Here is a 22,919-nt window from a genome sequence, read left to right as displayed (position 1 = left end):
GACGACGATGCGGGCGGCCTCCCGGCCGCCCGCATCGTCGGAGCAGGTGACGCGCCGTCGGCGGGTCAGCGGCTCTTCATGAAGTCCTCGTAAGCGGGCGCGACCTCGTCGACCGCGCCGGCGTGGACGAGCTGGCCCTTGTCGATCCACGCGACCTGGTCGCACATGCGCCTGATGTTCGCCATCGAGTGGGTCACGAGGATGACCGTGCGCCCACCGTCGCGGAGCTCGTTGAACTTGTCCTGGCTCTTGCGCTGGAACGCGCTGTCTCCGACGGCGAGCACCTCGTCGACCACGAGGATGTCCGGTCGGACCGTGATGGCCACCGAGAAGCCGAGGCGCACGTACATGCCCGACGAGTAGTTCTTCACGGGCTGATCGATGAAGTCGCCGATCTCGGAGAAGTCGACGATCTCGTCGAAGCGGGCGGCGACCTCCTTGCGGCTGAGCCCGAGGATCGACCCGTTGAGGTAGACGTTCTCACGTCCCGTGAGCTCGGGGTGGAAACCGGAGCCGACCTCCAGCATGGCGGCCAGGCGACCGTTGTACTCGATGGAGCCCTCGTTGGGCGAGAGGATCTTGGCCAGGCACTTCAGCAGCGTCGACTTGCCCGAGCCGTTGCGGCCGATGAGTCCGAAGGTGGACCCCTTCGGCACGTCGAAGCTCACGTCGCGCACGGCCCAGAAGTCCTCGCCGACGACGCGGCGACCGCGCATGACGGTCGACTTGAGGGTCCGGTTGTTCTCTTTGAACAGTCGGAACTTCTTCGACACGTTGTTGACGGTGACGGCGGGTTCGCTCACAGCAGTTCTGCCAATTTCTTCTCGTTCTTCCGGAAGATCCACAGGCCCAGGACGACGAAGACCGCCGCGTAGCCGAGGCAGAAGAGGGTGTCGTCGAGCTCGGGCAGCCGCTGATCGTAGAGCAGCGTGCGGAACGCCGAGATGAAGCGCTCGACGGGGTTGAGGCGGTACAGGTCGAACAACGTCACCGAGCCGAAGAGCGGCCCGAGGTTGTCGCTCGCGTTCATGACCAGGGTCAGGGGGTAGACGACCGGGCTCAGGTACATGAGGAGTCGGAGGGCGATGCCGATGAGGTGCTGCGTGTCCTGGAAGTAGACGTTGACGACGGCGAGCATGAGCCCGAGACCCGTCGCGAAGATCAGCATGAGCGCCATGAAGAGCAGGACGACGGGGAGGAACACGAGGACGCCCGGACCGCCGACGATCAGGAGGGCGATCACCAGGATCCCCATCTCGACGCTCCAGTTGAAGCCCGAGGCGGCGCTCGAGGAGAGCACCAGCGTCGTCCGGGGGAAGTACACCTTCTTGACCAGCGCCGAGTTCGACCAGATGGCCCCCATGCCACTGTTCACGGCGTTGGAGAAGAACTGATAGGGCAGCAGACCGCAGAGCAGCCAGATGAAGTAGGCGTCGATCCCGCTCGGATCGCCCGGCCCGGGATCGTTCCGGAAGATGATGCTGAACACGAACGTGTAGACGAGCATCGAGGCGAGCGGGTTCAGCAACGACCAGAGCTGCCCCAGGACGGTCCTCTTGTAGCGCCCCGTGATCTCACGCTTGGTGAGATTGAAGAGGAGCTCTCTGGAGGACCAGAGTTCCTGGAAGTACGTCATGGAGATCCTTGCGAGACGGGAGGCGAAGTTCACGCCTGCAAAACTCGGCTAGCTTAGACTGGCCGAATCAGATCGCAATCCTAGCCGGAGCACCTTCGACCTTTTGTCCACTCACATCCGTGCCCTGGTCGACGCGACGGCGGTCCCCGACGACCTCGGCGGTGTCGGTCGCTACGTCACGGGATTCGTCGGATCGTTCCGCTCCGGCAGCGTCGAACTGCACGTCGTGGTCAAGCCCGGGCCGCAGGCCGACTGGTTCGAGGCGCATGCTCCGCACGCGGTCGTCCATCGCGCGCCCGCCGCGCTCCGACGCACCGCAGTCCGTCTCGCCTGGGAGCAGCTCGGCCTCCCCCTCCTGGCCCGCCGGCTCCGCGTCGACGTCATCCACTCCCCGCACTACACGCTGCCGCTGCTGAGCGGTCGTCGCCGCGTGGTGACCCTCCACGACGCCACGTTCTTCAGCGACCCCCAGTGGCACATCCCCATGAAGGCCCGGTTCTTCCGGCTCTGGACCCGGCTGGCGCTCCGTCTGGCCGACGCCGTCATCACCCCGAGTCAGGCGACCGCCGACGAGCTCGCGCGGCTGGTCGGGCGCGCCCCGCGCCTCCTCAGGGTCGCGCCCCTCGGCGTCGATCGGGACGTCTTCCGCGAACCCGCCGCGGCCGAGGTCGATCGACTCCGCGCCGATCTCGGGCTCGGCGACGAGCCGTACGTCGCGTTCCTCGGAACGATCGAACCGCGCAAGAACGTCCCGTCGCTGATCGAGGCCGTCTCGCGGTTCTCGACGAGCCGGGTCGCCCGCGGCGAGCGCCCCTGGACTCTCGTCGTGGCCGGCGCCAGGGGCTGGGACTCCGAGACCGACGGAGCCGTGGCCGCCGCCCCGAGCCTGCAGCGCATCGTCGTGCCCGGCTACCTGCCGCTCGAGCAGCTCGCCGCCTACCTCGGCGGTTCGGAGTGCGTCGCCTACCCGAGCCTCGGCGAGGGATTCGGCCTGCCGGTCATCGAGGCCCTCGCCTGCGGCGCGCCCGTCGTCACCACCGAGCGCCTGTCGTTGGCCGAGGTCGGCGGCGACGCCGTCGACTACACCGGTGTCTCGGCCCCGGAGATCGCGGCTACCCTGGAGCGCGTCGCCGCTCCGGGAGTCGACCGGGCCGCCCGTCGGTCACGGGGCCTCGCGCGGGCAGCCGAGTTCACCTGGACGCGGTGCGCCACCGTGCACGACGACGTCTATCAGGCCGCCGCGAAGGGAACACCGTGAACGAGACACCCCGCGTGGCCGTGGTCACCGTGTCGTACGAGTCGGGCGACTACCTCGAACGGTTCGCCGCCAGCATCGCCGCGTCGTCCGCCGATCCGCTGACGCTCGTGGTCGCCGACAACGGCTCGACCGACGGCGCTCCCGAGCTGCTCCGCGAGCGGCGACCCGACGCCACCGTGCTGCTGCTCGACGACAACAAGGGGTACGGAGGCGCGGTGAACGCCGCCTGCGCCCGTCTCGCTCCCGAGATCGAGTGGATCCTCGTCGCCAACCCGGACGTCGAGCTCGGCCGGGGGTCCGTCGACGAGCTGCTCGACGAGCTGCACCGCCATGACGACGTCGCCGCCGTCGGGCCGCACATCGCGGACGCCGCCGGCAGCACGTACCCCTCCGCCCGCAAGTTCCCGTCGTTCACGGACGGGATCGGCCACGCCCTGCTCGTCCGCCTCTGGCCGGGCAACCCGTGGTCGCGTCACTACCTGCAGACGAGCACGGCCGTCGAGCCCCGCGACGTCGACTGGCTGAGCGGGGCCTGCCTGCTCCTGCGCCGTTCGGCCTTCGAGCAGGTCGGCGGCTTCGACGAGCGCTACTTCATGTACTTCGAGGACGTCGACCTCTGCTTCCGCCTCGGTCAGGCCGGATGGCGACGGCGGTACCGGCCGTCGGCCGAGATCATGCACGTCGGCGCCCACTCGACCACGACGCGCCAGGCGGCGATGGTCCGGGCGCACCACGAGAGCGCGGCCCGCTTCGTGGCGACGCGCTACCCGGGCCCGCTCTGGGCCCCCGTCCGAGGTCTCGTGCGCATCGGTCTGCGCGTCCGGGCGACCCTCAGCACCCGCCTGGGCTGACGACGACGGCGTCCGCCGGGTCGGGGCGGGCGCGAGTCGACGGCCGCACCGCCGTCGGTACCATCGAGCGAGAACACTGACCGACGTCGGCCACGGCCGCGGGAGGCGAGAAGATCATCGGAACACGGACATCCGCCCTGCACCGCCTGACCGGCGCGCTCCGGCGCTCGTCGGCCGCCGCTCTCGCCCGCCGCGAATCCTGGGCCCGCCGCCTCGACCGGGCCGGCGTTCTCGACCGCGGCTACTACGAGCTGCAGACCGGCCGGACCTTCTCCTCCGATCTCGACGCGCTCCGCCACCACCTCGAGCGTCCCGAGGGCGCCGACGTCTCCCTCAACCCGTTCGTCGAGCCCGAGTGGCTCCTCGCCGCGCACGACGACGGGTCGCCCTTCGACGCTCAGCTGCTCGACCCGCGGGGTCAGCGTTCACCGGGACCGTTCTGGGCGGTCGCACCCGACGCCTCCCCCGTCGAGGCCGTCCGCGCGGCGACCGACGAGGCCCTGGCCGATCCGTCGTCGCGCGCGGCCCGACACCGCGACGCCGTCCTGGCCGCCACCGGCCGGCTCCGGGACCTCACCGACGCGGCCGCCATGACCGAGACCCCGTCGCCCACGGCCGCGCCCGGCGCAGCCCCCGACCAGCCCCTCGACGTCGTCGTCCCGTCCGGTGACGACCCCGCCGACCTCACGCACCGCCTCGATCTCCTCGTCGCGCAGACGCACCCGTCGTGGCGAGCCGTCGTGGTCGCCGATCCGCACCCCGGTGAGACCCTGGCCACCGCCCGGGCGTTCGCGGAACGCGACGCGCGCATCACCGTCCTCGACATCGACAGCGGCAGCCACGGCGAGACCCTCGACGCCGGCGCGGCGGCGGGCTCGGCGGCGCTCGTGGCCTTCCTGCCCGTCGGCACCCGCTGGGCCCCACCCCACCTGCGCCTCATGGCGACGGCGCTCGGCGCCGCTCCCGATTCGCTGGCGGTCTCCCGGTCGACCAACACGATCAGCGGACCCGGCGTCGACCGCTCCGCCGGAGCCTCGGTCGAGTCGTCCCTCGTGCTCGGCGACGTCGTGCCGCTGGGCGCCCTGCTGATCCCCCGCGCGACCCTCGGCTCCATCGGCCCCGTCGACACGACCCTGGGCGGAGGGCACGCGTTCGACCTCGTCCTGCGCCTGCTCGCGGCCGCGCCCGTGGTCCCGGTCGCCGGTTCGCAGGTGCGCCACCGGGCCCCCGCGCGACCGGGCCTGCCGACGACGCCCGACGACCCCCGCGTCTGGGACAAGCACGTCATCGAGCGCCGCCTCGTCGACTGGCCCGCCCAGCGCGCCGCTCTCGGCGACCGGGTCGCCGACCGCCTCTCGGTCTGCATGCCCACCTACGAGGACTGGTCGATGACCATCCGGGCCGTCGACGCCGTCCTCGCCACGGCCGGAGGGCGCGACGTCGAGGTCGTCGTGGTCGACAACGGGTCCCGGCGCTCGGTCTCGACCATCCTCACGTCCCGGTACGTCGACGACGACCGGGTCGTCGTGATCCGCGCCCCGCAGAATCTCAACTTCGCCCTCGGCTCGAATCTGGCCTTCGCGCGCTCGACGGGGGCGGACGTCCTGTTCCTCAACAACGACACCGTCGTCCAGCCGGAGGCGCTCGACCGGCTGGTGGCGCGCCTCCGGTCGGATCCGACCACGGTGGCCGTTCAGCCGCTCCTGCTGTACCCCGACGGGACCGTGCAGACGGCGGGGACGTTCTTCGGCGGCGACCGCATCCTGCCCTGGCATCTGCTGGCCGGGCACCCCCGCGAGGACGCTCTGCGCGGAGGCGTCACGCGGTTCAGCGCGGTGACGGCGGCCGCCATGCTGCTGAGGGCCTCCGACGTCGTCGAGCTCGAGGGCTTCGACACGCGCTTCACCAACGGACTCGAGGACGTCGACCTGTGCCTGCGGGCCGGCGCCCTCCGCCCCGGCGCGCACCACGAGGTCGAGCTCGCCGCCGTCGTCGAGCACCACGAGAGCAAGAGCACGGGTCGCAAGGTGACGAACACCGTCAACCGCGCGCTCTTCGACGAGAGGTGGCAGGGCGCCTACCCCGACTCCGATCTGCATCGGTACGCGGCCTACGGCTTCGCGGCGCCCCACCTCGAGTCGACGCCGCCCGCCGAGCACCGGCAGCTCCGACGCGCGTATCCGATCGTCGTGCGCCCGCGCCGCCTCGTCGCCACGGGCCCGGACACCGGTGCGCCGTGCCTGCGCTGGGCCATCAAGACGCACGCCCCGACGACCGCGGCGGATCCGGGGCGCGACGCCCTGGTGACCCGACTCGTCGCGGCACTCGAGCGGCGGGGGCAGGAGGTCGTGGTCGACGGTCGAGGCGACCACTACCGCCCGTCGGGTCACCTCGACGACGTGACCCTCACCATCGAGGGCGACGTCGTCGTCAGCCCGCAGCCGGGTGCGCTCGCCATCCTCTGGCGCAGCCGGAGCACCCCGCTCGACGCCATCGTCACCCGCATCAACCACATCGTCGTCCCGGTGACCGCCGGCGCCGACGTCGAGACCGAGACAGACCGCCTCGTCGAGCTCGCGCTCGACCGGGCCCGGAAGGACGCCCTGTGACCCTCGCCATGACCATGATGGTCCGAGACGAAGCCGACATCGTCGAGTCGATGCTCGAGTTCCACCTCGCACAGGGGGTCGACGTCGTCATCGTGACCGACAACGGCTCACTCGACGGCACCGCCGAGATCCTCCAGCGGTACGCCGACGACGGGCGCATCGTGCTGCACCACGACCCGGTGCAGAAGAAGCAGCAGGGCGACGTCGTCACGAAGATGGCCCGTGAGGCCCACACGCGGTACGGGGCCGACTGGGTCGTCAACGCCGACGCCGACGAGTTCCTCCGCCCGCTCGACCCGGAGCTGACCCTGCGCGAGGTCTTCGCCCGGATGCCCGTCGCCCTCCAGTCGTTCCCCGTGCCGGTCACGAACATGGTCGGGCACCCCGCCCGGAGCGGCGCCGGCATCGACCGGCTCGTCTACCGCGACCACCGCAGCGAGGCCGCTCTCAAGGCGGTCGGGGTCCACGCGCAGCCCACGCCGAACGCCATCCACGTCGGATCCCCCGACGTCGTCGTGCGCCAGGGGAACCACTACGTGTCGATCACGAGCACGGGGCGCCCGCCGGCCGGTCTCGAACTCGAGGTGCTGCATCTCCCCTGGCGCTCGTGGGCGCAGTTCGAGCACAAGGTCCGCATCGCCGGCCTGTCGTACCGGGCCAACCCCGATCTGAAACCGAGCCCGAATCACCACGGCATGCGCGACTTCGCCCGTCTCGAACAGGACCGTCTGCTGCCGGCGTATCTGATCCGTCAGCCCGACCCGCGCCTCCTCGACTCCGTCTCGGACGAGTTCGTCCGAGACGACTCGCTGGCCACCGCGCTGGCCTCCCTGCCCCGCCCCACGAGCCCCGCGGCACTCGCCGCCGACGACGTCATCCCCGACGACGAGGTCGCCGAGCTGCGCGCCGTGGGTCTGCACAACCTCATGATCGAGCTCGACGGCCAGGCGGTGCTGGAGGCGAGCAAGGTGCGCTGGGCGGAGGAGCGGCGGCGTCTGCAGGGCGCCCTCGCCGCGAAGGACGCCGAGCTGGCGGCCTTCCGTGATCGCCGCATCGTCAGGATCGCCGACCGTCTCGGCTCGGCGGTCCGCCGAGGCTGACCCGGGTCGGCCCGGTCAGCGCCCGCGGACGGCGACGGCGGCCTCGAGGAGGGTCCGCGCGCGATGGGCGAACGAGTGCTCCGCGGCCACGGCCGCCGCCCTCGCGTGCCGCTCGGCGTCGGTCGGCCACGGCCACGTCGGGTCGAGTGCCTCCGTCAGGTCGGCGTCGGCGCCGATCTGCACGACGCTGTCGCCGAACAGCTCGGAGATCCCGTCGACGGAGTCCGAGACGACGCGGGCTCCCGAGGCGACGGCGTCGAAGAGCCTGTTGCTGATGAATCCGCCGGCGGCCATGTCGGCCCAGTGATCGTTCAGGACGACACGGGCACTGCGGTAGGCCGCCGACAGGCGGTCGTTGGGCAGGAACGGCCCGCGGACGTACCGGGGGTCGACGTGGTCGGCCCAGCCCCCGCCGTAGAGGGCGAGGTCGGCACCGGCCGCGACCGCGCCTCTCACGAGAGGGCGGAACTCCCCGCGCGTCGAGCCCACGAAGAGCACGTCGGAGGTCAGCTGCGGGTCGGGCTCCCCCGGGTGGAAGCGGGCCGGATCGGTGGCCTGCAGGAGGGGCTCGACCGGGATCTCGGTGCGACCGGCGGTCGCCGCGGCCCAGGCCGAGGACGCCGCGAAGACGCGGTCGTACGGCGCCATCTCGTCGGCGGTCACCTGGTCGGGGTGGCTGATCACCCAGAGGAGGCTCGTCGTGTCGGGGCGCGGCTCCGGCGCGCCGAGCCCGCGGATCACGAGCGAGACGTCGTCGAGGCCCTCGGAGACCGGGCGGCGGTGCGAGTGCCGGCGGTCGACGACCACACGCTGACCGAGCGCCCGCAGCTCGTCGGCCAGATCGTCGGCGAAGTACACGTCACCCCAGGTGTCGCCCAGGGGACCGGCGCTGGCCGCGATCTTGATCGACCAGCGGAGACGCGGAAGACCCTCGACGACCTCGAAGCGAGGGTCGATGCGTCCTCCCCCGACCGTCGTGGCGCCGTCGTCCGCGCGCAGCGGGAGGGCGGGGTCGACGACGAGGCCGGCGCTCTCGAGCACCCGCGCGGCCCGGCCGTCGGCGACGAGGAACGACATCGCCTCGGCGTCGTCCGGCGACTCGACGCCGCGCTGCACCTTGCCGACGCGGTTGAGCCGGCCCGCCGCCACGAACGTCGTGCCCCCGGCGACGCGACCCGTCACGGCCGCGACGGCCGTCGCCTCGTGCCGCGTGCGGGGAGCCGGGCGGAGCTCGGCCGTCGCGACGGCGAAGACGGGCTGGTCGGCCGCCGACACCCGCACGTCGGTGGCGAGGAGCACGTCCTCGAGCGGGAATCCCCGGAAGAGCGACTCGACCGCGTCGTCGGCCCGGTGCCGGACGGCTCCCGCGCTGACCACGACGTCGTCCTTGCTCTGCACGACCGCCTGGACGACCCCGCCCCGCTCGGCGTGAGCCGTGAGCAGCCCGCGGACGACCGCCGGCTCGATCTCCATCGCGGCGTCGACGACGAGAGCGGTGACCCCGCCGAGCACGGGGATCCCCCTCGTGTAGGCCGCGTCCCACGTCGGCGCGAGCGTCGGCGCCACCCACCGGGCGCCGACGAGTGCCGGAGCGCGCCAGCGCACGAGCGGGGCCCTCTCGGGCACCAGGTAGGGCGAGACGACGATCTCGGTCGCACCCTCGGGGAACGCCCGCCGGAGCCGGTCGACGCGATCTTGGGCGACGTGCAGATGATCCTGCCGCACCGTGAGGAGGACGCTGACGACACCGGCGTCGAGCTCGTCGCGGGGCACGGCGAGCTCGTCGGCGAGCCGGTTGCGCTCCGCCGCCCGACGGGTCAGAGGCGAGGCGATCCTCACCAGGGCCGTTCGCGGACGACGCGCCATGCCGAGAACGCCCTTGACCCTCGTGGTGACGCTCATCGGTGCTCCTCGTGGTCGTTCGTCGCTCGGGCGGGCGCTCCCGCGCCGACGGGCGCTTCAGCCCGTCGGGCCGGCGAGTCGCCTCAGGCCAGCAGTCGCCTCAGGTACACGCCGTAGCCGCTCTTGGCCAGCGGCGCGGCGAGGGCCTCGAGCTGGGCGTCGTCGATCCACCCGGCGCGCCAGGCGATCTCCTCGACGCATCCGATCTTGAAGCCCTGGCGGTCCTCGATGACGCGGACGTACTCGCTCGCCTGCATCATCGACTCGAAGGTCCCGGTGTCGAGCCAGGCGGTGCCGCGGTCGAGCACCTGCACCCGCAGGCGGCCCGCCTCGAGGTAGCGCTCGTTGACGGTCGAGATCTCGAGCTCGCCGCGCGCGCTCGGCTCGATCGTCTTCGCGATGCCGACGACGTCGTTGTCGTAGAAGTACAGACCGGGCACGGCGTAGTTGCTCTTCGGCGCCGCGGGCTTCTCTTCGATCGACACGGCCGTGAAGTCGTCGTCGAACTCGACGACGCCGTAGGCGGTCGGGTCGGACACGTGGTACGCGAAGATCGTCGCCCCGTCGACCTGGGCGTTCTGGCGGAGGCTCGAGCCGAGACCCGTCCCGTGGAAGATGTTGTCGCCGAGCACGAGCGCGACGCTGTCGTCGCCGATGAAGTCCTCGCCGATGACGAAGGCCTGCGCCAGACCGTCGGGCGACGGCTGGACCGCGTACTCGATGGTCATGCCGAGGTGCGACCCGTCGCCGAGCAGCGCCCGGAACTGGTCGTTGTACTCGGGGGTCGTGATGACGAGCACCTCGTTGATCCCGGCCATCATCAGCGTCGAGAGGGGGTAGTACACCATCGGCTTGTCGTAGATCGGCATCAGCTGCTTCGAGATGCCCTTGGTGATCGGCCAGAGGCGCGTCCCGCTGCCGCCGGCGAGGATGATGCCCTTCATCGTCCGGCTCCCGTCCGCAGGGTGTCGTAGTAGGCGCGCGCGGCGTCCCAGGTCGGCAGCAGCCCGGCTGCGGCGGCCTCGGCGAGCGTCGGGGCGTCGGTGTCCTTCGGCGACAGCAGGAGCTCGCCGGCCTCGTCGGGGAACGCCAGGGCGACGGCCTCGTCGAGCGGGTCGATGCCGTGCTCGCGGGTCGGCTGGTACACGTCGGTCACGAGGTAGCTGACGGTGGCGCCCTCGGTCAGGGCGACGAAGCAGTGACCGAGCCCCTCGGAGACGAAGATCGCGCGACGGTCGACGTCGTCGAGCCGCACCGAGTCCCACTGCCCGAACGTCGGCGAGCCGACCCGGATGTCGACGACGAAGTCGAGCACGGCGCCGTGCGTGGCCGTGACGTACTTGGCCTGGCTCGGCGGGACGTCCGCGAAGTGGACGCCGCGCACCGTGCCGCGCTTGGACACCGAGGTGTTGGCCTGACGCAGGTCGATGGAGCGGCCCGTCGCCTCCTCCAGCTGGTCGAACCGGTACCACTCGAGGAACGTCCCGCGGTCGTCGTCGAACTGGCGGGGGGTCACTTCGTACGCGTCGGGGACGCTCAACTCACGGATCTGCACGGCTCAGAGTCTAGACGAAGCGGTCCAGGCGGCCGCCAGGTCGCCGGGCGGCCGGTCGGGCCGTCGCGACTAGCATGGCGGGCGGCCCACCGGCTCGGGGAGCGCCTCCCGGCCGTCGACGAAAGGACCGCGCCGTGTCGACCGAGACGCCAGCCGAATCGCCCAGCCCCCTGCTCTCCGTCGTCGTCCCCGTGCACGACGTCGGGACCTGGCTGCCCGAGTGCCTCGACACGATCGCGGCTCAGCGGGTCGACCTCGAGGTCATCGTCGTCGACGACCACTCGCAGGACGACTCGCTCGACGTCGCCCGCCGCCACGCCGCCGCCGACCCGCGCTTCCGGGTGCTCGAGGCCGTCGAGCGCGGCGGGGCGGCCGCCCGCGACCTCGGCGTCTCCCACGCCGGAGGGCGGTACCTCGTCTTCGCCGACGGGGACGACCTCGTGCCCCGGGGCGCCTACGCCGCCCTCGTCGGAGCCCTCGAGTCGTCGGGCGACGACCTCGCCGTCGGCGACTTCCTGAAGTTCGACGCCCGGAGCACCTGGCGTCCCTCGGCGGGCTTCGCCGCCTTCGGCGCCGATCGGAGCGGGGCGACCCTCGGCGACGTGCCGTCGCTGCTGAGGTTCCGGGCCATCTGGCACAAGATGTTCCGCCTCGACCAGTGGCGCGCGCTCGACATGCGGTTCCCGGCCGTGCCGCGGTCGAACGACATCGTGCCGATGACGACCATGCTGACCCGCGCCTCCTCGATCTCCGTCGTCACCGACGTCGTGTACGCGTACCGCGACCGCCCCGGACACGGCTCGATGACCCGTCAGGCGGGCCAGCTGACGGGGACCCTCAGCTACTTCGCCCAGGAGGCGCGGTGCGCTGCCCTGGTGACGGCCGACGGACGCGACGCGGTCGTGGACGAGTACTTCTCGATGGTGCTCGTCAACGACGGCTGGGTCCACCTGAAGAAGCTCATGACGCAGGGCCCCCTCGACATCGACGTCGAGAGCGGCCGTTCGCTCGGCGGCTCGGTGGGCGCCATCGTGGACGCGGCGCCCCGGGCGCTCGTGGAACGGCTCGGGCGCACCCAGCGTCTGCTCTACCGAATCGTCTCGGCCGGTCGGGCGGACCTGCTCTGGTCGGTCCCCGACGTGCCGGGGTCGACGGACGCCGTGCCCGAGGAGGCGGCCGAGGCGGCCGCCTCGCTCGACCGCGCCCTCGATCTCGTCGCCCTGCTCGACGCCCCGGCGGACGACGCGACGCGAGCCGCCGTGATCGACCGTCGCGTGGTGCCGCATCTCGTCCGCCTCGCGGGGACGCCGTCGCCTGAGGCACGGGAGGCCGCGGTCGCCGCGAGCGGGCGACTGCCGACCGAGCGGGTGTCGCCGCAGTCGGCCGCGGTGCTCCGTCTCGCCCGCGACGGTCGATGGGACGACCTCGCCGAGCTGGCGACGACGCTGCGCGAACGACGCGTGGACGTCGTGGAGTTCGAGGGGGCCGACCCGGTCGTCCGAGCGAGCGGCGCCGGTGCTCTCAGCATCGTGCTCCGCCACGACGGGGGCGAGATCGCCGCGTGGGTCGACCTCGAGGCCGGACGCCCGGTCACGGCGCCGCTCCCCCGTCGCGTCCGCCGCACGCCCGGCCGGTGGAGCGCGCAGATCCGGGTGCCCCTCGGCGACGCCGGCGTCGACGTGCCGGCCCTGGTCTCGCAGGGTGCCGTGCAGCGGCCGGACGGCGCACTCGTGCCCGTCGTGGTGTCCCAGGCCGACGGCGCGGACTCCGAGCTCGCGTTCATCACGAGGTCACGCCTCGCCCGCCGCGTCGCGGGGGCGCTCGTGCGTCGCGGCCGCGCGCAGGCGGCGCGCCTCAGACGCTGAGCGAGTCGTACAGGTCGAGCATGTCGGTCGACATGGCGTACGGCGTGTAGCGCAGGGCGTACCGGCGCGCGGCGGCGCGGACGTCGTCGGACGGGACGAAGTCGTCGATCGCCGCGGCGAGCGCCCGCTCTCCGCCGTCGGGGTCGGAGAACCGCACCCAGGGCTCGTCGCGGAACTGCTCGACGAGGTGCGGGAACCCGGGCACGATGACGGGGAGCCCGAAGGTCGCCGCGAGGTGCATGCTGCCCGAGTTGAGGATCGCGGCGTACGGCACGACGAGCACGTCGGCGGCGGCGAACCACCGCCCCGCGTCGTCGTCGGGCACGTAGCCGTACCGCGCATGGACCCTCGCCCCCTCGGGGACGAGCCCCTCGGTCGTCACCCGGTCGGCGTGCGACGCGTGACCGGCCAGCAGCAGCGTCGCACCGGTCGAGCCGATGACCGAGAGCAGCGTCGAGACGCCCTTGTACGGCTTGATGTGCCCGAAGAACAGGACGGTCTTCTCGTCCGGCTCGAGGGAGAAGGAGGCCCTCGACTCCGCACGCGTCCACGCCTGGTCGTAGAGGCCCTCGTAGCTCGGGTGCGCGATGACGGCCTGCTTGTCGAGGGGGATGTCGTAGACGTCGGAGACGACCTCGCGGGTCTGCGGCGACATCACGTGGACGGCGCTGGCGAGACCGACGAGGGCGCGGCTGAGCTCGATCTCGTGCCGAGGCCACGGGCAGTCGTGCGGGAGGCGGTTGTGGACCGTCCAGATCAGCCGGACGCCGCGCGCGGTCGCCTCGGTCAGCGCATCGACGACCGTGGCGAGTCGGCGATCGGCCTCGCGCTCGTCGGCGGCGTTCTGCACGAGCAGCGACGTCCAGTGCAGATGGACGACGTCGCCGGCACGGCCCGCGGCGACGGCGTCGAGGAACGAGCCGAGCTCGCGCTGCTCGTCGATCGTCCACCCGTCGGCCCGGAGCGCCAGGTAGGCGATGTTCAGGAAGGGGTTCTCGGGCCAGTAGGGGAACACCACGGCGGTGCCGGTCGATCGGTCGCTCACGGGTCCTCCTCGGGCGTCGGCTCACGATTCTAAGGCAGGGGCCGCCCCCGGCCACGGCGCGGCCCCCTGGTATCGTCGATCCGGATCATCCGCGCGCGACCGAGCGCGGTCCGGAAGGACATCTCCCGTGACAACCGCCGAGACCGGGCCCGACGTCGTCGAGCTGTCGGTCGTCGTCCCCGTGCACAACGTCGGACCCTGGATCGAGCAGTGCCTGAAGAGCATCCTCGACCAGGACGTCGACTCGATGGAGGTCATCGTCGTCGACGACCACTCCACCGACGACACCGTCGAGCGCATCCTCTCCGTCGCCCAGGGCGACCCGCGCCTCCGGCTCATCACGGCCCCGCCGCGGCGGGGCGGCGCGCACGCCCGCAACCGCGGCGTCGATCTCGCCGTCGGGGAGTTCCTCGTCTTCGCCGACGGCGACGACCTCGTGCCCCGCGGTTCTTACCGGCGGATGGTCGAGGCCCTCCGCGAGTCCGGCGACGACATGGCGGTCGGCGACTTCCTGAAGTTCCGCTCGGGCGCCACGGTCTCGCACACGAAGCGGTCGAGGCTGTTCGTCCGGCCCCGGTCCGGCGTCACGCTCGTCGACCTGCCGGCCCTGCTCCGGAACCGCGCCATCTGGCACAAGATGTTCCGCCTCGACTTCTGGCTCGAGACCGGGATCACCTTCCCTCAGGCGGCCCGCTCGAACGACATCGTGCCCATGACCCGCGCCGTGACGAGCGCCCGCGGCGTCTCGATCGTCCCGAAGGTCGTCTACCTCTACCGCGACCGCCCCGGGACCCAGTCGATGACCCGGCAGGCCACCCGCCTCACCGGCGTGCTCAGCTACTTCGAGCAGGAGCTCGAGTGCGCCCGCATCGTCGTCGGTACGCGATATCTGCACGTGATCCAGGAGTACTTCGACGTGTTCCTGTTCGCCGACGGCTGGGTCCATCTGCGGGGCTATCTCCAGACCCGCGACGTGGACGCCGACCCCGACGACCTCGAACGGCTCGCCGCGGCGCTGCGGGGCCTGCTCTCGCTGGCGACGCGCCAGCAGCTCGATCGTCTGGGCGACTCGGCGAGGCGCGCGTTCCTGCTGATGGCGAACGGCCGTCTCGATCTGGCGCTGCGCCTCCCCGAGTACTCCGGTCGCACCGACGGCGGCGAGCACGTCGACTCCGCGGCCCTGGCCGAGGCCCTCGATCTCAGCAACGAGATGTACATGAGGGTCCCCGACGACACCGAGATCGTCGCCCGGATCTTCCTCGATCACGTCGCGCATCCGCTCTCGCGTGCGCTGCCCACCTCGAGCGACGACGAGATCACCGCCCTGACCGACTTCTTCCACCGTCTCGGGCGACGCCACGGACGGCCCATCCGACAGCACACCGACTGGCGGAGCGTCGAGCCGCTGCTCCGTCTCGGCACGAAGGGGCGTCCCGAGGCCCTGCGCGTCTGGGCCGCCTTCGTCGCATCCGTCCGGGGCGACGTGCGCGTGGACGGCGACCGTCTCGTCGTCGAGACGGTCCGGGGGCCGGTCGGCGACGCCGTCGATCTCGGTTCGACCCGCCTCCTGTTCGTGCACACCGTCACGGGCGCCCAGGTCGAGGGTCCCGTCCTCGCTCTGCCCGTGGGCAGCGGTCGCACGGTCGTCGACCTGCCGGCCGAGGTCGCCGGCGGTCCCGGCTCGTGGCGGCTCTACCTCGCGGCCCGGATCGACGACGAGCACGTGCAGTACCGGCTGGCTCGCGAGGCCCTGCCGGGCGAGCGATCGACGAACGGATTCATCCCGACTCCGGTCGAGACCCCCGTGGTCCTCCCGGCCACGACGACGGCCACGACGACGGCCACGACGACGATCGACCCGGCGGGCGCCGAGGCCGTCGATGCCGAGAGCACCGACGAGCCCGTCGACGACCCCTCCGAGCTGACCGCGCCGCTCCCCGCCACGGGCGACGAGGCGTGGACGATCGTCGTCCCCGCCCCCGAGGTCCGCCGCGTCGACCAGGCCCTGGCCCGCGTGCGCCGCCGACTCGGCGCGCTCAAGCCCCGCTGACGCTCCGTGCCCGACCACCACAGCGTCGTCCGGGGCGTGTCGGTGGTCCGCTGGGATCCGGTTCGACTCGGCCCGTCCGGGTCCCGGCGGGTCGGGAACTTCGGCGACCTGCTCGGGCCGCTCATCGTGCGGGCGCTGGTGGGGAGCGTCCCGGTCGTCGCACGTCGCCGGGCCCGTCTGGTCGCCGTCGGCTCGATCCTGCATCTCTCCCGCCCCGGTGACGTCGTCTGGGGCGCCGGCGTCAACGGGAAGATGCCGCTCCGGCTGATCGACCCCACGAGCCTCGACGTGCGCGCCGTCCGCGGACCGCTGACCAAGGCCGTCTTGGAGGGGCTCGGCGTGCCGGTCGGTCCTGCGCTCGGCGACCCGGGCCTCCTCGTCTCCGATGCGTTCCCCGATCTCCCGGATCGCGCGGCCAGGCGTCCGCGGCGGGACGTCACGATCGTCCCGAACCTGAACGACCGGTCGGCGTTCCGCGACGACCCCCGGGCGGTCGATCCGACGGGGCCGGTCTCCGAGGTGGTCGCGGCCATCGCCGGGAGTCGCGTCGTCGTCGCCTCGTCGCTGCATGCGCTGGTGGTCGCCGACGCGCTCGGAGTCGATGCCCGCCCCCTGGTCTCGGACGCCGAGCATCCGTTCAAGTACGCCGATCACTACGCGGGCACCGGTCGACCGGGCGCCCTCCCCTCAGGCGACGTCTCCGCGGCGCTGGCGTCCGACGGTCCCGGCCCCGCCGTCGTCGACCTCGGCGCGCTCAGAGCGTGCTTCCCCTTCGACCTCTGGTCGACGGGCGGAGCCCCAGCCGAGGAGGCGCGGGTCCCGTCGCCGAGACCCCCCGCGGCAGCCGTCGACCCGGCACCACGACGGCCTGAGGACGCGGCCGCCGTGCTCGGCGCCTGGCTCGCCCGGTCAGGGCGCCCACCGGAGCCGCATCGCTTCGCGCCGGAGCGCGACGAGGACGACCGCCCGATCAGCTCGAGGTCGTGACCGCCTCGGCGCGGGGCCGCAGCCGCCGGTAGAGGTCGAGGAACCTGTTCGCCATGTCCCAGGGCGTGTAGGCGCGGGCGTACTCGCGGGCGGCGCGACGATCGTCGTCGGACGCCCTGAAGACGCTCAGCGCCTCGGCGAGCGCCTCGGCACCGCCGTCGGCGTCGTAGAAGTGCACCCACGCCTGATCGCCGTACCCCGCGACGAGGTGCGGGAACGACGGGAGCAACACGGGCAGACCGAACGTCGACGCGAGGTGCATGCTGCCCGAGTTGAGGATGCTCGAGTACGGCAGGACCATCACATCCGCGCCGACGAGCCAGTCGGCCACCGCGCCGTCGGCCACGAAGCCGAAGTGCGTGATGGCTCGGACTCCGTCGGAGAGCAGCGGCTCGACGATGGCGCGGTCCTCTTCTCTCGTGCGTCCGGCGACGAGCAGCGTGAGGTCGTCGCGCCGAGCCGACGCCTGCGCGAAGGCGTCGATCAGGACGTCGACGCCCTTGTAGGCGCGGACCTGCCCGAAGAAGAGCACGGCGGTCTCGTCCGGCCCCACGCCGAGCTTCTCGCGGGCGTCGACCCGTTCGACACCCGAGTCGTAGAAGCCGTCGTAGCTGCTGTGCTCGATCAGCTCGACCTTGGCCGGGTCGATGGGCGACACGTCGGCCACCTCGCCGAGCGTGGCCAGGGAGAGGACGTGCACGACGTCGGCCCGATCGGCCAGGAACCTGACGAGCGCGCGCTCGGACTCCGGGTGGGCGAGCTCATGGGGCAGCTTGTTGTGGACCGTCCAGAGGAGCAGGACGCCCCGCGCCTGCGCCGCCTCGATGGTCTTCTCGAACCGCTCGAGGCGTTCGCGCGCCTCCTGCTCGTCACGTGCCGCCTCGAGCAGCACGCCCGTCCAGTGCAGGTGGACCAGGTCGCCGTCGACCCTCCGGTCGATGCTGTCGAGCAGCTCGTCGTATTCGCGTTGACGGGCGACGACGAATCCGTCGGCGGCGATGGCGAGGTACGCCATGTTGAGGTACGGGTTCTGCTCCCAGAAGGGGAACACGGTGACGACGGGTCGGGGTTCGAGGGTGCTCACCACAGGACGAGCGTACCCGGCGTCGGCGGTCATGCCGAGACCAGGGCCTGCACGCGCTGCACCAGGTACGGGGCGAGCGTCTTGCTGAAGGTCGCCGTGATGTGGTGCTGGTCGCGGTAGACGATGACGTTGCCGACGACGATCGGGCACGAACCGTCACGGCAGAAGTACGCGCCGAGGTCGACGACGTCCGCCCCCGTGGCCTCCGCGGCGCGGACGAGGTCGTCGGTGCCGGCGTAGCCGTCCTGCTGCGTCACCGCGCACGAGCCCGTGTCGGAGCCTGCGGGGGCCTGCGTCACGCAGTCGAGCGCGTCCTGGGTGATCGTCGGGTTGTCCCGCACCACGACGACGCGGGTCCCCGAGTCGCGCGCCTGGCGGAACACCGTCTCGGTCGCCGCGACCCGGCGCTCGGTGGTCGAGGCCGACTCGGCGGGGTCGCGCCGCGCCGTGGCGAGCACCACGTCGTAGTCGCCGCCCTGCAGAGCCGTGTCGACGGCGGAGGAGTACTCGCGCTGCGGACCGGGGCCCACCGTCGACGGGTCGACCCAGGAGCCGCCCCAGCCCACGTAGACGTCGAGACTCCAGCCGAGCTCGTCGACCTGCTCGGCGAGACCCGGGACGAGCATCGCGGCATGCGAGTCGCCGACGATCGCGACGCGCGGCGCGTCGGCGGCGTCCGACCCGAAGTGGCACGGCGAGAGATCGGGTGAGCCCTGCGGCCGATAGCAGTCGAACGCTCCGCCGGTGTCGTCGAAGACCGCTGCCGTGGCCGGGACCAGGGTGTCTCCGAGCTCGGGGTTGACGCAGTCCCCGTCGCCCGCGAACGCAGCGGCTCCGAAGCACTCGACGCCGCCCGCGAGCAGCGACTGCGTCTCGCGGGCGCTCTCGGCCGCGACCGCCCGGGCCTGCACGATGCCGACCGTCGGCACGATGAGGGCGAGGACCATGCCCGCCGCGACGGCTCCGAAGGTCCAGCGCGGCGGGCGTCGGGTGAGCGCCTTCGCGGTGCGGGCCGGATCCTCGATGACGACCTTCGACAACCAGGCGAGCGCGATCGCCAGCACGAGGATGATCACCTTGACCCCGCTGTCGAGGTCGCGACCCAGCACGAACGGGGTCAGCACGATGAGGGGCCAGTGCCAGAGGTAGAGGGAGTACGAGACGTCCCCGAGCAGGCGCACCGGTCCGAACTCGGCCAGGGGCGTCGGCGACCAGCGACCGTCGGGGCTGCCGGCCGAGATGACCAGGAGGCTGCCGACGACGGGGAGCAGGGCGGTGTAGCTCGGGAACGGCGTCGCGCCGGTGAAGGTGAGCACGGCGACGGTGATCATGCCCCAGCCGAGCCAGGCCAGGAGGGTGCGGGCGCGATCGTTCGCCCGCACGACGTCGGGGGCGACGATCGCGAGGATGCCGCCGGCGGAGAACTCCCACGCCCGCGTGTGCGTGACGAAGTAGGCGCTGGCGGGGTCGGTGGCGGTGAGCCAGACGGACAGCCCGAGCGAGACGACGAAGACGAGCACGAGAAGCCCGAGCACGGCGCGTCGGCGCACCGCGATCGTGCCCCCGCGGGTGAGCAGCAGGGCGAGGGCGATGAGCAGCGGCCACGCCACGTAGAACTGCTCCTCCACCCCGAGCGACCAGAAGTGCTGGACGGGCGTCTCGACGTTGTCGGCCGCGAGGTAGTCGACCGAGTCCGAGGCGAGCACCCAGTTCTGCACGTAGAGGACGCTGCCGATGACGGCGCGGAGGAACTGCTGCCAGAGCGACTGCGGCACGGCCACGAGGACCGTGACGGCGGTCACGACGAGGACCGTCAGGGAGGCGGGCAGGAGGCGCCGGGCGCGACGGGCCCAGAACTGACCCAGCCGCACGTGGCCGGTCTTGTGCACCTCCCGCATGAGGTGGCCGGTGATCAGGAAGCCCGAGATGGCGAAGAAGATGTCGACGCCGACGAATCCGCCGGGCAGGCGTGCCGGCCAGAGGTGGTAGAGGACCACGACGAGGACGGCCGCCGCGCGCAGAGCCTGGATCTCGGGTCGGAGACCGGACGGGGAGGCTCGGACGCCGGCCTCGCGCCGTCCTCCCGAGGGGCCTGGTGAGACGGGCGCACGATCGGGGGTCTGGACTGACACCGCAAGATCATAACCCGCACCGCGGCGCCCCCTCGTCGGCCGTGGCGCGGGCGCCCCGGACGTCAGGACGCGGGGACCTCGGCCTCGGCGTCGTCACGCGCGACGGCGACCTCGACGAGCGCCTCGGCGACCGCCTCGGCGATGGCGCGGTGACCGCCGTCGTTGGGGTGGATGCCGTCGTCGATCATGAGGTCGGGTCGGGCGTAGAGCGGTTGGCCGATGTCGAGGAACGTGCCGTCGACCTTCGCGACCGCCGTCTGCACGACCGCGCCCATGATCGTGATGGTCGGCGGGGTCCGCCCCGCGCCCCAGATCGGCGACACGGCGACGATCTCGGCATCGGGGAGCGCGGCGCGCAGGTCGGCGAATGTCTTGTCGATCTCGATCTTCAGCTCGTTGAGGTCGTCGGTGCTCCGCGCGTCGTTGAGACCGCCCGAGACGACGACGGCGTCCGGGCGCGACGCGACGACGTCCGCGATGCGCTCGTCGTAGGTCTCTCCGCACGATCCGCCGGGCGAGACGTATCCCGACCCTCCGCATCCGAGGTTCATGCCCTGCCAGCCGAAGACGTCGTCGAGGAGCGAGACCCAGCCCTCGGCCGCGCTCGTGGCACCGGTGCCGACCGTGTACGAGTCGCCGAGATAGGCGACCCGGGCGGGCGTCGTCCGAGGACTCGTGTCGCCCCCGACCGCGACATCGCTCTGCGACGGCGCCTCGGGGGTCGCTGCCACGGCTGGCGGCGACTCGGACGGGCCGGCCAGCGCGACGCCCGCGAGCACGGCGACGGCCAGGGCCGCGGTCGCCATCGTCACGACCGTCGTGCGTCGGCCGAGCAAGGGGGTGTGGCGCATTCTTCTCCTCGTGCGGGCTCGGTCCCGTGGTGCCCGTCGGTGGGTTCGGCGGGATCGCCGCAGGTCGATAATAGAGTGGGCTCGTGATGCAGACGTTGAGCCGGTGGGTGCGTGCCGTCACCCGAGCGCACCTCCTCGCCGAGCGGGTGGCGGCTCTCGAGAACGCCGTCGCCGCCGCTGCGCCGCCGGCGGGGAGCGGCATCCCCCCGTACGTCGAGGTCGGTTCCGAGGCCCGCATCGGCGACGGAGTCGACTTCTTCGGCACCGACCGCGCCCGTGTCGCCGTCGGGGCTCGCTGCCGCGTGCTCGACGGCACCCGCATCTTCGGCCCGGCGACCATCGGCGAGGGCACGTTCCTCAACCGCGACGTGTACATCCGCCCTCGGACCACGATCGGCGCCGGAGTGTCGGTGGGGCCCTTCGCCCGCTTCGTGACCGAGACGCACGATCTCGGCGACCCCACGGGGCGCGCCGGCCGCGGCCGCACCGAACCCATCGTGGTGGGCGACGGCTGCTGGATCGGCGCCGACGTGACGGTCCTCGGCGGTGTGACGATCGGCGACGGCAGCGTCGTCGCCGCCGGCAGCGTGGTCATCCGCGACGTGCCGGCCGACACGCTCGTCGGCGGCGTCCCCGCACGCGTGATCCGGGGCCTCGGCCCCGAGGCTCAGCGACCGGAGTAGTCGGCCGACTTCTTGACGGCGGCCTTCGGCACCGACATCGAGCTGAGCACGTTGTAGAAGCCGACGCTGTTCACCTCGCGGTAGGTGACGCCGATGGACTTGAGCGACGAGACCATGGCCGACGTCGACAGGTGCCGCAGGGTGCGGACGTCGACGAGGCACGTGTAGCCGCGGCCGACGCCGCTGAGCGTGTCGGTGCAACGGAGGATGAGCATGGGTGTGTCCTCGGGTGATAGGGGTTCAGGAGAGGCGGGGCGTCAACGACGCCAGTAGTCGGCGTTCTCGACGAGAGCGCTCGTGGGGATCGACAGGGACGCCATGATGCTGGTGAAGACGGCGGCGTTGACCTCGAAGTAGGGGGTGGCGACGACCCGCATCGAGTTGATCATGTCGATCGTCGAGAGGTGTCGGAGGCTGCGGATGCCGAGGAGCGCCGTGTACCCGGCCGGCCTCGACCCGATGGCCTGCGTGCTCCGCAGGACCACCACGTCGCCGGTGCCGACCTTGGGTGCCGCCGAGCCCGCGTTCCCCACCCAGGCGCCGACGTAGTCGAAGTGCCAGGGCTCGGGGCGCGAGAACCCGTTGCCGGTCGGCTTCCATCCGTACGACGGCGCATTCGCGTCCATCCATCGCTTGGCCGTGGTTCCGGCCGTCTCGACGCCCGACCCGAAGTCGCACGAGATGGCCCAGCCGTGGTTCGAGGTGCCGGGGTAGGCGGCGAGGTTGCCCGTGCCGTTCTGGTAGCGGTTCCAGTAGTCCTGCTGCCGGGCGTACGTGCGGTAGCCCTCGGTGATGATGAGGGGGCGCCCGACCGCGCGGGAGAACGCGAGGCTCATCGAGAGGTACTGGCGGGCGGCGTCCGAGCGCAGATAACCCGAGCCGGCCACGGTGGTCACGATGGGGGTGAGCGCCGACGTCGGGATCTTCCCGTTGGCGAAGCCGCCCCACGACGACGCCTGCGCCGCGGCCAGGGCCTGCGCCACGGTGGTCACGCCGTCGGTCGACTCGCCGAGGTTGGCGGCCGCCATCGCGGGTCGGGCGTCGAGCGTCGTCAGCGCGGCTCCCCCGGCGGCGACCGCGGCGAACGCGAGCAGGCGACGCCGGTCGACGGACCGGACGGCGGGATGAGCCGTGTCGGCCGGTGCGTCGCAGATGTCCATGTCATCAACCGTCACACGGATTTGTCCCCCGAACCACCCCCCGACCAGGGTTCGGCAGAAAGGGGGACAGACAGGACGGGAGACCTCCGACGGCGCTGCGGACGACCTGTCCCCCTAAGATCGATTGACCCTTCCGCGACCGACCCACAAG

At 72.1% G+C, this 22,919-nt stretch carries 19 protein-coding genes; 8 read left to right on the top strand and 11 right to left on the bottom strand.

The window, feature by feature from the left end; translation table 11 throughout:
• Nucleotides 1–65: 65 nt before the first annotated feature.
• Complete coding sequence (locus ASF17_RS05205) at nucleotides 66–803, bottom strand: ABC transporter ATP-binding protein (protein WP_055796141.1); 738 nt, start codon at nucleotides 801–803, stop codon at nucleotides 66–68.
• Nucleotides 800–1,636 carry an ABC transporter permease gene (locus ASF17_RS05200; protein WP_055796138.1) on the bottom strand — a complete coding sequence of 279 codons (837 nt, stop codon included), beginning with the start codon at nucleotides 1,634–1,636 and terminating at the stop codon, nucleotides 800–802. Before ASF17_RS05200 ends, ASF17_RS05205 begins: the two co-directional genes overlap by 4 nt.
• A gap of 103 nt (nucleotides 1,637–1,739) precedes the next feature.
• On the opposite strand from ASF17_RS05200, the gene ASF17_RS05195 reads away from it, so the two are divergent.
• The 4 genes from ASF17_RS05195 to ASF17_RS05175 all read left to right on the top strand — a co-directional run bounded on the left by ASF17_RS05195 (nucleotide 1,740) and on the right by ASF17_RS05175 (nucleotide 7,454).
• On the top strand, nucleotides 1,740–2,894 hold the full coding sequence (locus tag ASF17_RS05195) for a glycosyltransferase family 4 protein (RefSeq protein ID WP_235476386.1): 1,155 nt from the start codon (nucleotides 1,740–1,742) through the stop codon (nucleotides 2,892–2,894).
• Complete coding sequence (locus ASF17_RS05190) at nucleotides 2,891–3,745, top strand: glycosyltransferase family 2 protein (protein WP_055796134.1); 855 nt, start codon at nucleotides 2,891–2,893, stop codon at nucleotides 3,743–3,745. The genes ASF17_RS05195 and ASF17_RS05190 overlap by 4 nt, the downstream gene beginning before the upstream one ends.
• A 590-nt stretch (nucleotides 3,746–4,335) precedes the next feature.
• On the top strand, nucleotides 4,336–6,354 hold the full coding sequence (locus tag ASF17_RS05180) for a glycosyltransferase family 2 protein (protein WP_055796127.1): 2,019 nt from the start codon (nucleotides 4,336–4,338) through the stop codon (nucleotides 6,352–6,354).
• Complete coding sequence (locus ASF17_RS05175; RefSeq protein ID WP_055796124.1) at nucleotides 6,351–7,454, top strand: glycosyltransferase family 2 protein; 1,104 nt, start codon at nucleotides 6,351–6,353, stop codon at nucleotides 7,452–7,454. Before ASF17_RS05180 ends, ASF17_RS05175 begins: the two co-directional genes overlap by 4 nt.
• Nucleotides 7,455–7,469: 15 nt before the next feature.
• Here ASF17_RS05175 and ASF17_RS05170 read toward each other — a convergent pair whose 3' ends face one another.
• The 3 genes from ASF17_RS05170 to ASF17_RS05160 all read right to left on the bottom strand — a co-directional run bounded on the left by ASF17_RS05170 (nucleotide 7,470) and on the right by ASF17_RS05160 (nucleotide 10,911).
• Nucleotides 7,470–9,356, bottom strand: a complete 1,887-nt coding sequence (locus ASF17_RS05170) for a glycosyltransferase family protein (RefSeq protein WP_055796121.1) — start codon at nucleotides 9,354–9,356, stop codon at nucleotides 7,470–7,472.
• Nucleotides 9,357–9,439: 83 nt separating this feature from the next.
• Nucleotides 9,440–10,300 (bottom strand): glucose-1-phosphate thymidylyltransferase RfbA, encoded by an 861-nt coding sequence (gene rfbA / locus ASF17_RS05165; RefSeq protein WP_055796118.1) that lies wholly within the window; start codon nucleotides 10,298–10,300, stop codon nucleotides 9,440–9,442.
• Nucleotides 10,297–10,911, bottom strand: coding sequence for a dTDP-4-dehydrorhamnose 3,5-epimerase family protein (locus ASF17_RS05160; RefSeq protein ID WP_055796114.1), 615 nt, complete (start codon nucleotides 10,909–10,911; stop codon nucleotides 10,297–10,299). The genes rfbA and ASF17_RS05160 overlap by 4 nt, the downstream gene beginning before the upstream one ends.
• A gap of 134 nt (nucleotides 10,912–11,045) precedes the next feature.
• On the opposite strand from ASF17_RS05160, the gene ASF17_RS05155 reads away from it, so the two are divergent.
• Nucleotides 11,046–12,776 (top strand): glycosyltransferase family 2 protein, encoded by a 1,731-nt coding sequence (locus tag ASF17_RS05155; RefSeq protein ID WP_055796111.1) that lies wholly within the window; start codon nucleotides 11,046–11,048, stop codon nucleotides 12,774–12,776.
• Here ASF17_RS05155 and ASF17_RS05150 read toward each other — a convergent pair.
• On the bottom strand, nucleotides 12,766–13,821 hold the full coding sequence (locus ASF17_RS05150) for a glycosyltransferase (protein ID WP_055796108.1): 1,056 nt from the start codon (nucleotides 13,819–13,821) through the stop codon (nucleotides 12,766–12,768). The genes ASF17_RS05155 and ASF17_RS05150 overlap by 11 nt on opposite strands.
• A 127-nt stretch (nucleotides 13,822–13,948) precedes the next feature.
• Between ASF17_RS05150 and ASF17_RS05145 the strand changes: the two genes are divergently transcribed.
• Complete coding sequence (locus ASF17_RS05145; protein WP_055796105.1) at nucleotides 13,949–15,871, top strand: glycosyltransferase family 2 protein; 1,923 nt, start codon at nucleotides 13,949–13,951, stop codon at nucleotides 15,869–15,871.
• Nucleotides 15,872–15,877: 6 nt separating this feature from the next.
• The gene (locus ASF17_RS05140; RefSeq protein WP_055796102.1) at nucleotides 15,878–16,858 is read left to right on the top strand and encodes a polysaccharide pyruvyl transferase family protein; all 981 of its coding nucleotides are present in this window, start codon (nucleotides 15,878–15,880) and stop codon (nucleotides 16,856–16,858) included.
• Here the strand turns inward: ASF17_RS05140 and ASF17_RS05135 are convergent.
• The 3 genes from ASF17_RS05135 to ASF17_RS05125 all read right to left on the bottom strand — a co-directional run bounded on the left by ASF17_RS05135 (nucleotide 16,842) and on the right by ASF17_RS05125 (nucleotide 20,925).
• On the bottom strand, nucleotides 16,842–17,942 hold the full coding sequence (locus tag ASF17_RS05135) for a glycosyltransferase (protein ID WP_162236414.1): 1,101 nt from the start codon (nucleotides 17,940–17,942) through the stop codon (nucleotides 16,842–16,844). The genes ASF17_RS05140 and ASF17_RS05135 overlap by 17 nt on opposite strands.
• Before the next feature lie 29 nt (nucleotides 17,943–17,971).
• Nucleotides 17,972–20,074: an acyltransferase family protein gene (locus tag ASF17_RS05130; protein WP_055796096.1), complete on the bottom strand. Its 2,103-nt coding sequence runs from the start codon at nucleotides 20,072–20,074 to the stop codon at nucleotides 17,972–17,974.
• Between the two features lie 62 nt (nucleotides 20,075–20,136).
• Nucleotides 20,137–20,925: an SGNH/GDSL hydrolase family protein gene (locus tag ASF17_RS05125; RefSeq protein WP_055796093.1), complete on the bottom strand. Its 789-nt coding sequence runs from the start codon at nucleotides 20,923–20,925 to the stop codon at nucleotides 20,137–20,139.
• 86 nt (nucleotides 20,926–21,011) lie between these two features.
• Here ASF17_RS05125 and ASF17_RS16115 point away from each other — a divergent pair, with 86 nt between their 5' ends.
• Nucleotides 21,012–21,608, top strand: a complete 597-nt coding sequence (locus ASF17_RS16115) for an acyltransferase (RefSeq protein ID WP_055796090.1) — start codon at nucleotides 21,012–21,014, stop codon at nucleotides 21,606–21,608.
• Here ASF17_RS16115 and ASF17_RS05115 read toward each other — a convergent pair.
• Nucleotides 21,593–21,823 (bottom strand): hypothetical protein, encoded by a 231-nt coding sequence (locus ASF17_RS05115; RefSeq protein ID WP_055796088.1) that lies wholly within the window; start codon nucleotides 21,821–21,823, stop codon nucleotides 21,593–21,595. The genes ASF17_RS16115 and ASF17_RS05115 overlap by 16 nt on opposite strands.
• A gap of 42 nt (nucleotides 21,824–21,865) precedes the next feature.
• Nucleotides 21,866–22,768 (bottom strand): M15 family metallopeptidase, encoded by a 903-nt coding sequence (locus ASF17_RS05110; RefSeq protein WP_055796086.1) that lies wholly within the window; start codon nucleotides 22,766–22,768, stop codon nucleotides 21,866–21,868.
• Nucleotides 22,769–22,919: the final 151 nt, after the last annotated feature.

It is taken from the genome of Frigoribacterium sp. Leaf263, from assembly GCF_001422285.1.
In the GTDB taxonomy this organism is placed as follows: Bacteria; Actinomycetota; Actinomycetes; order Actinomycetales; family Microbacteriaceae; genus Frigoribacterium.
The sequence above is the reverse complement of the archived record's forward strand: the minus strand, read 5'-3'. Positions and strand labels throughout refer to the sequence as shown.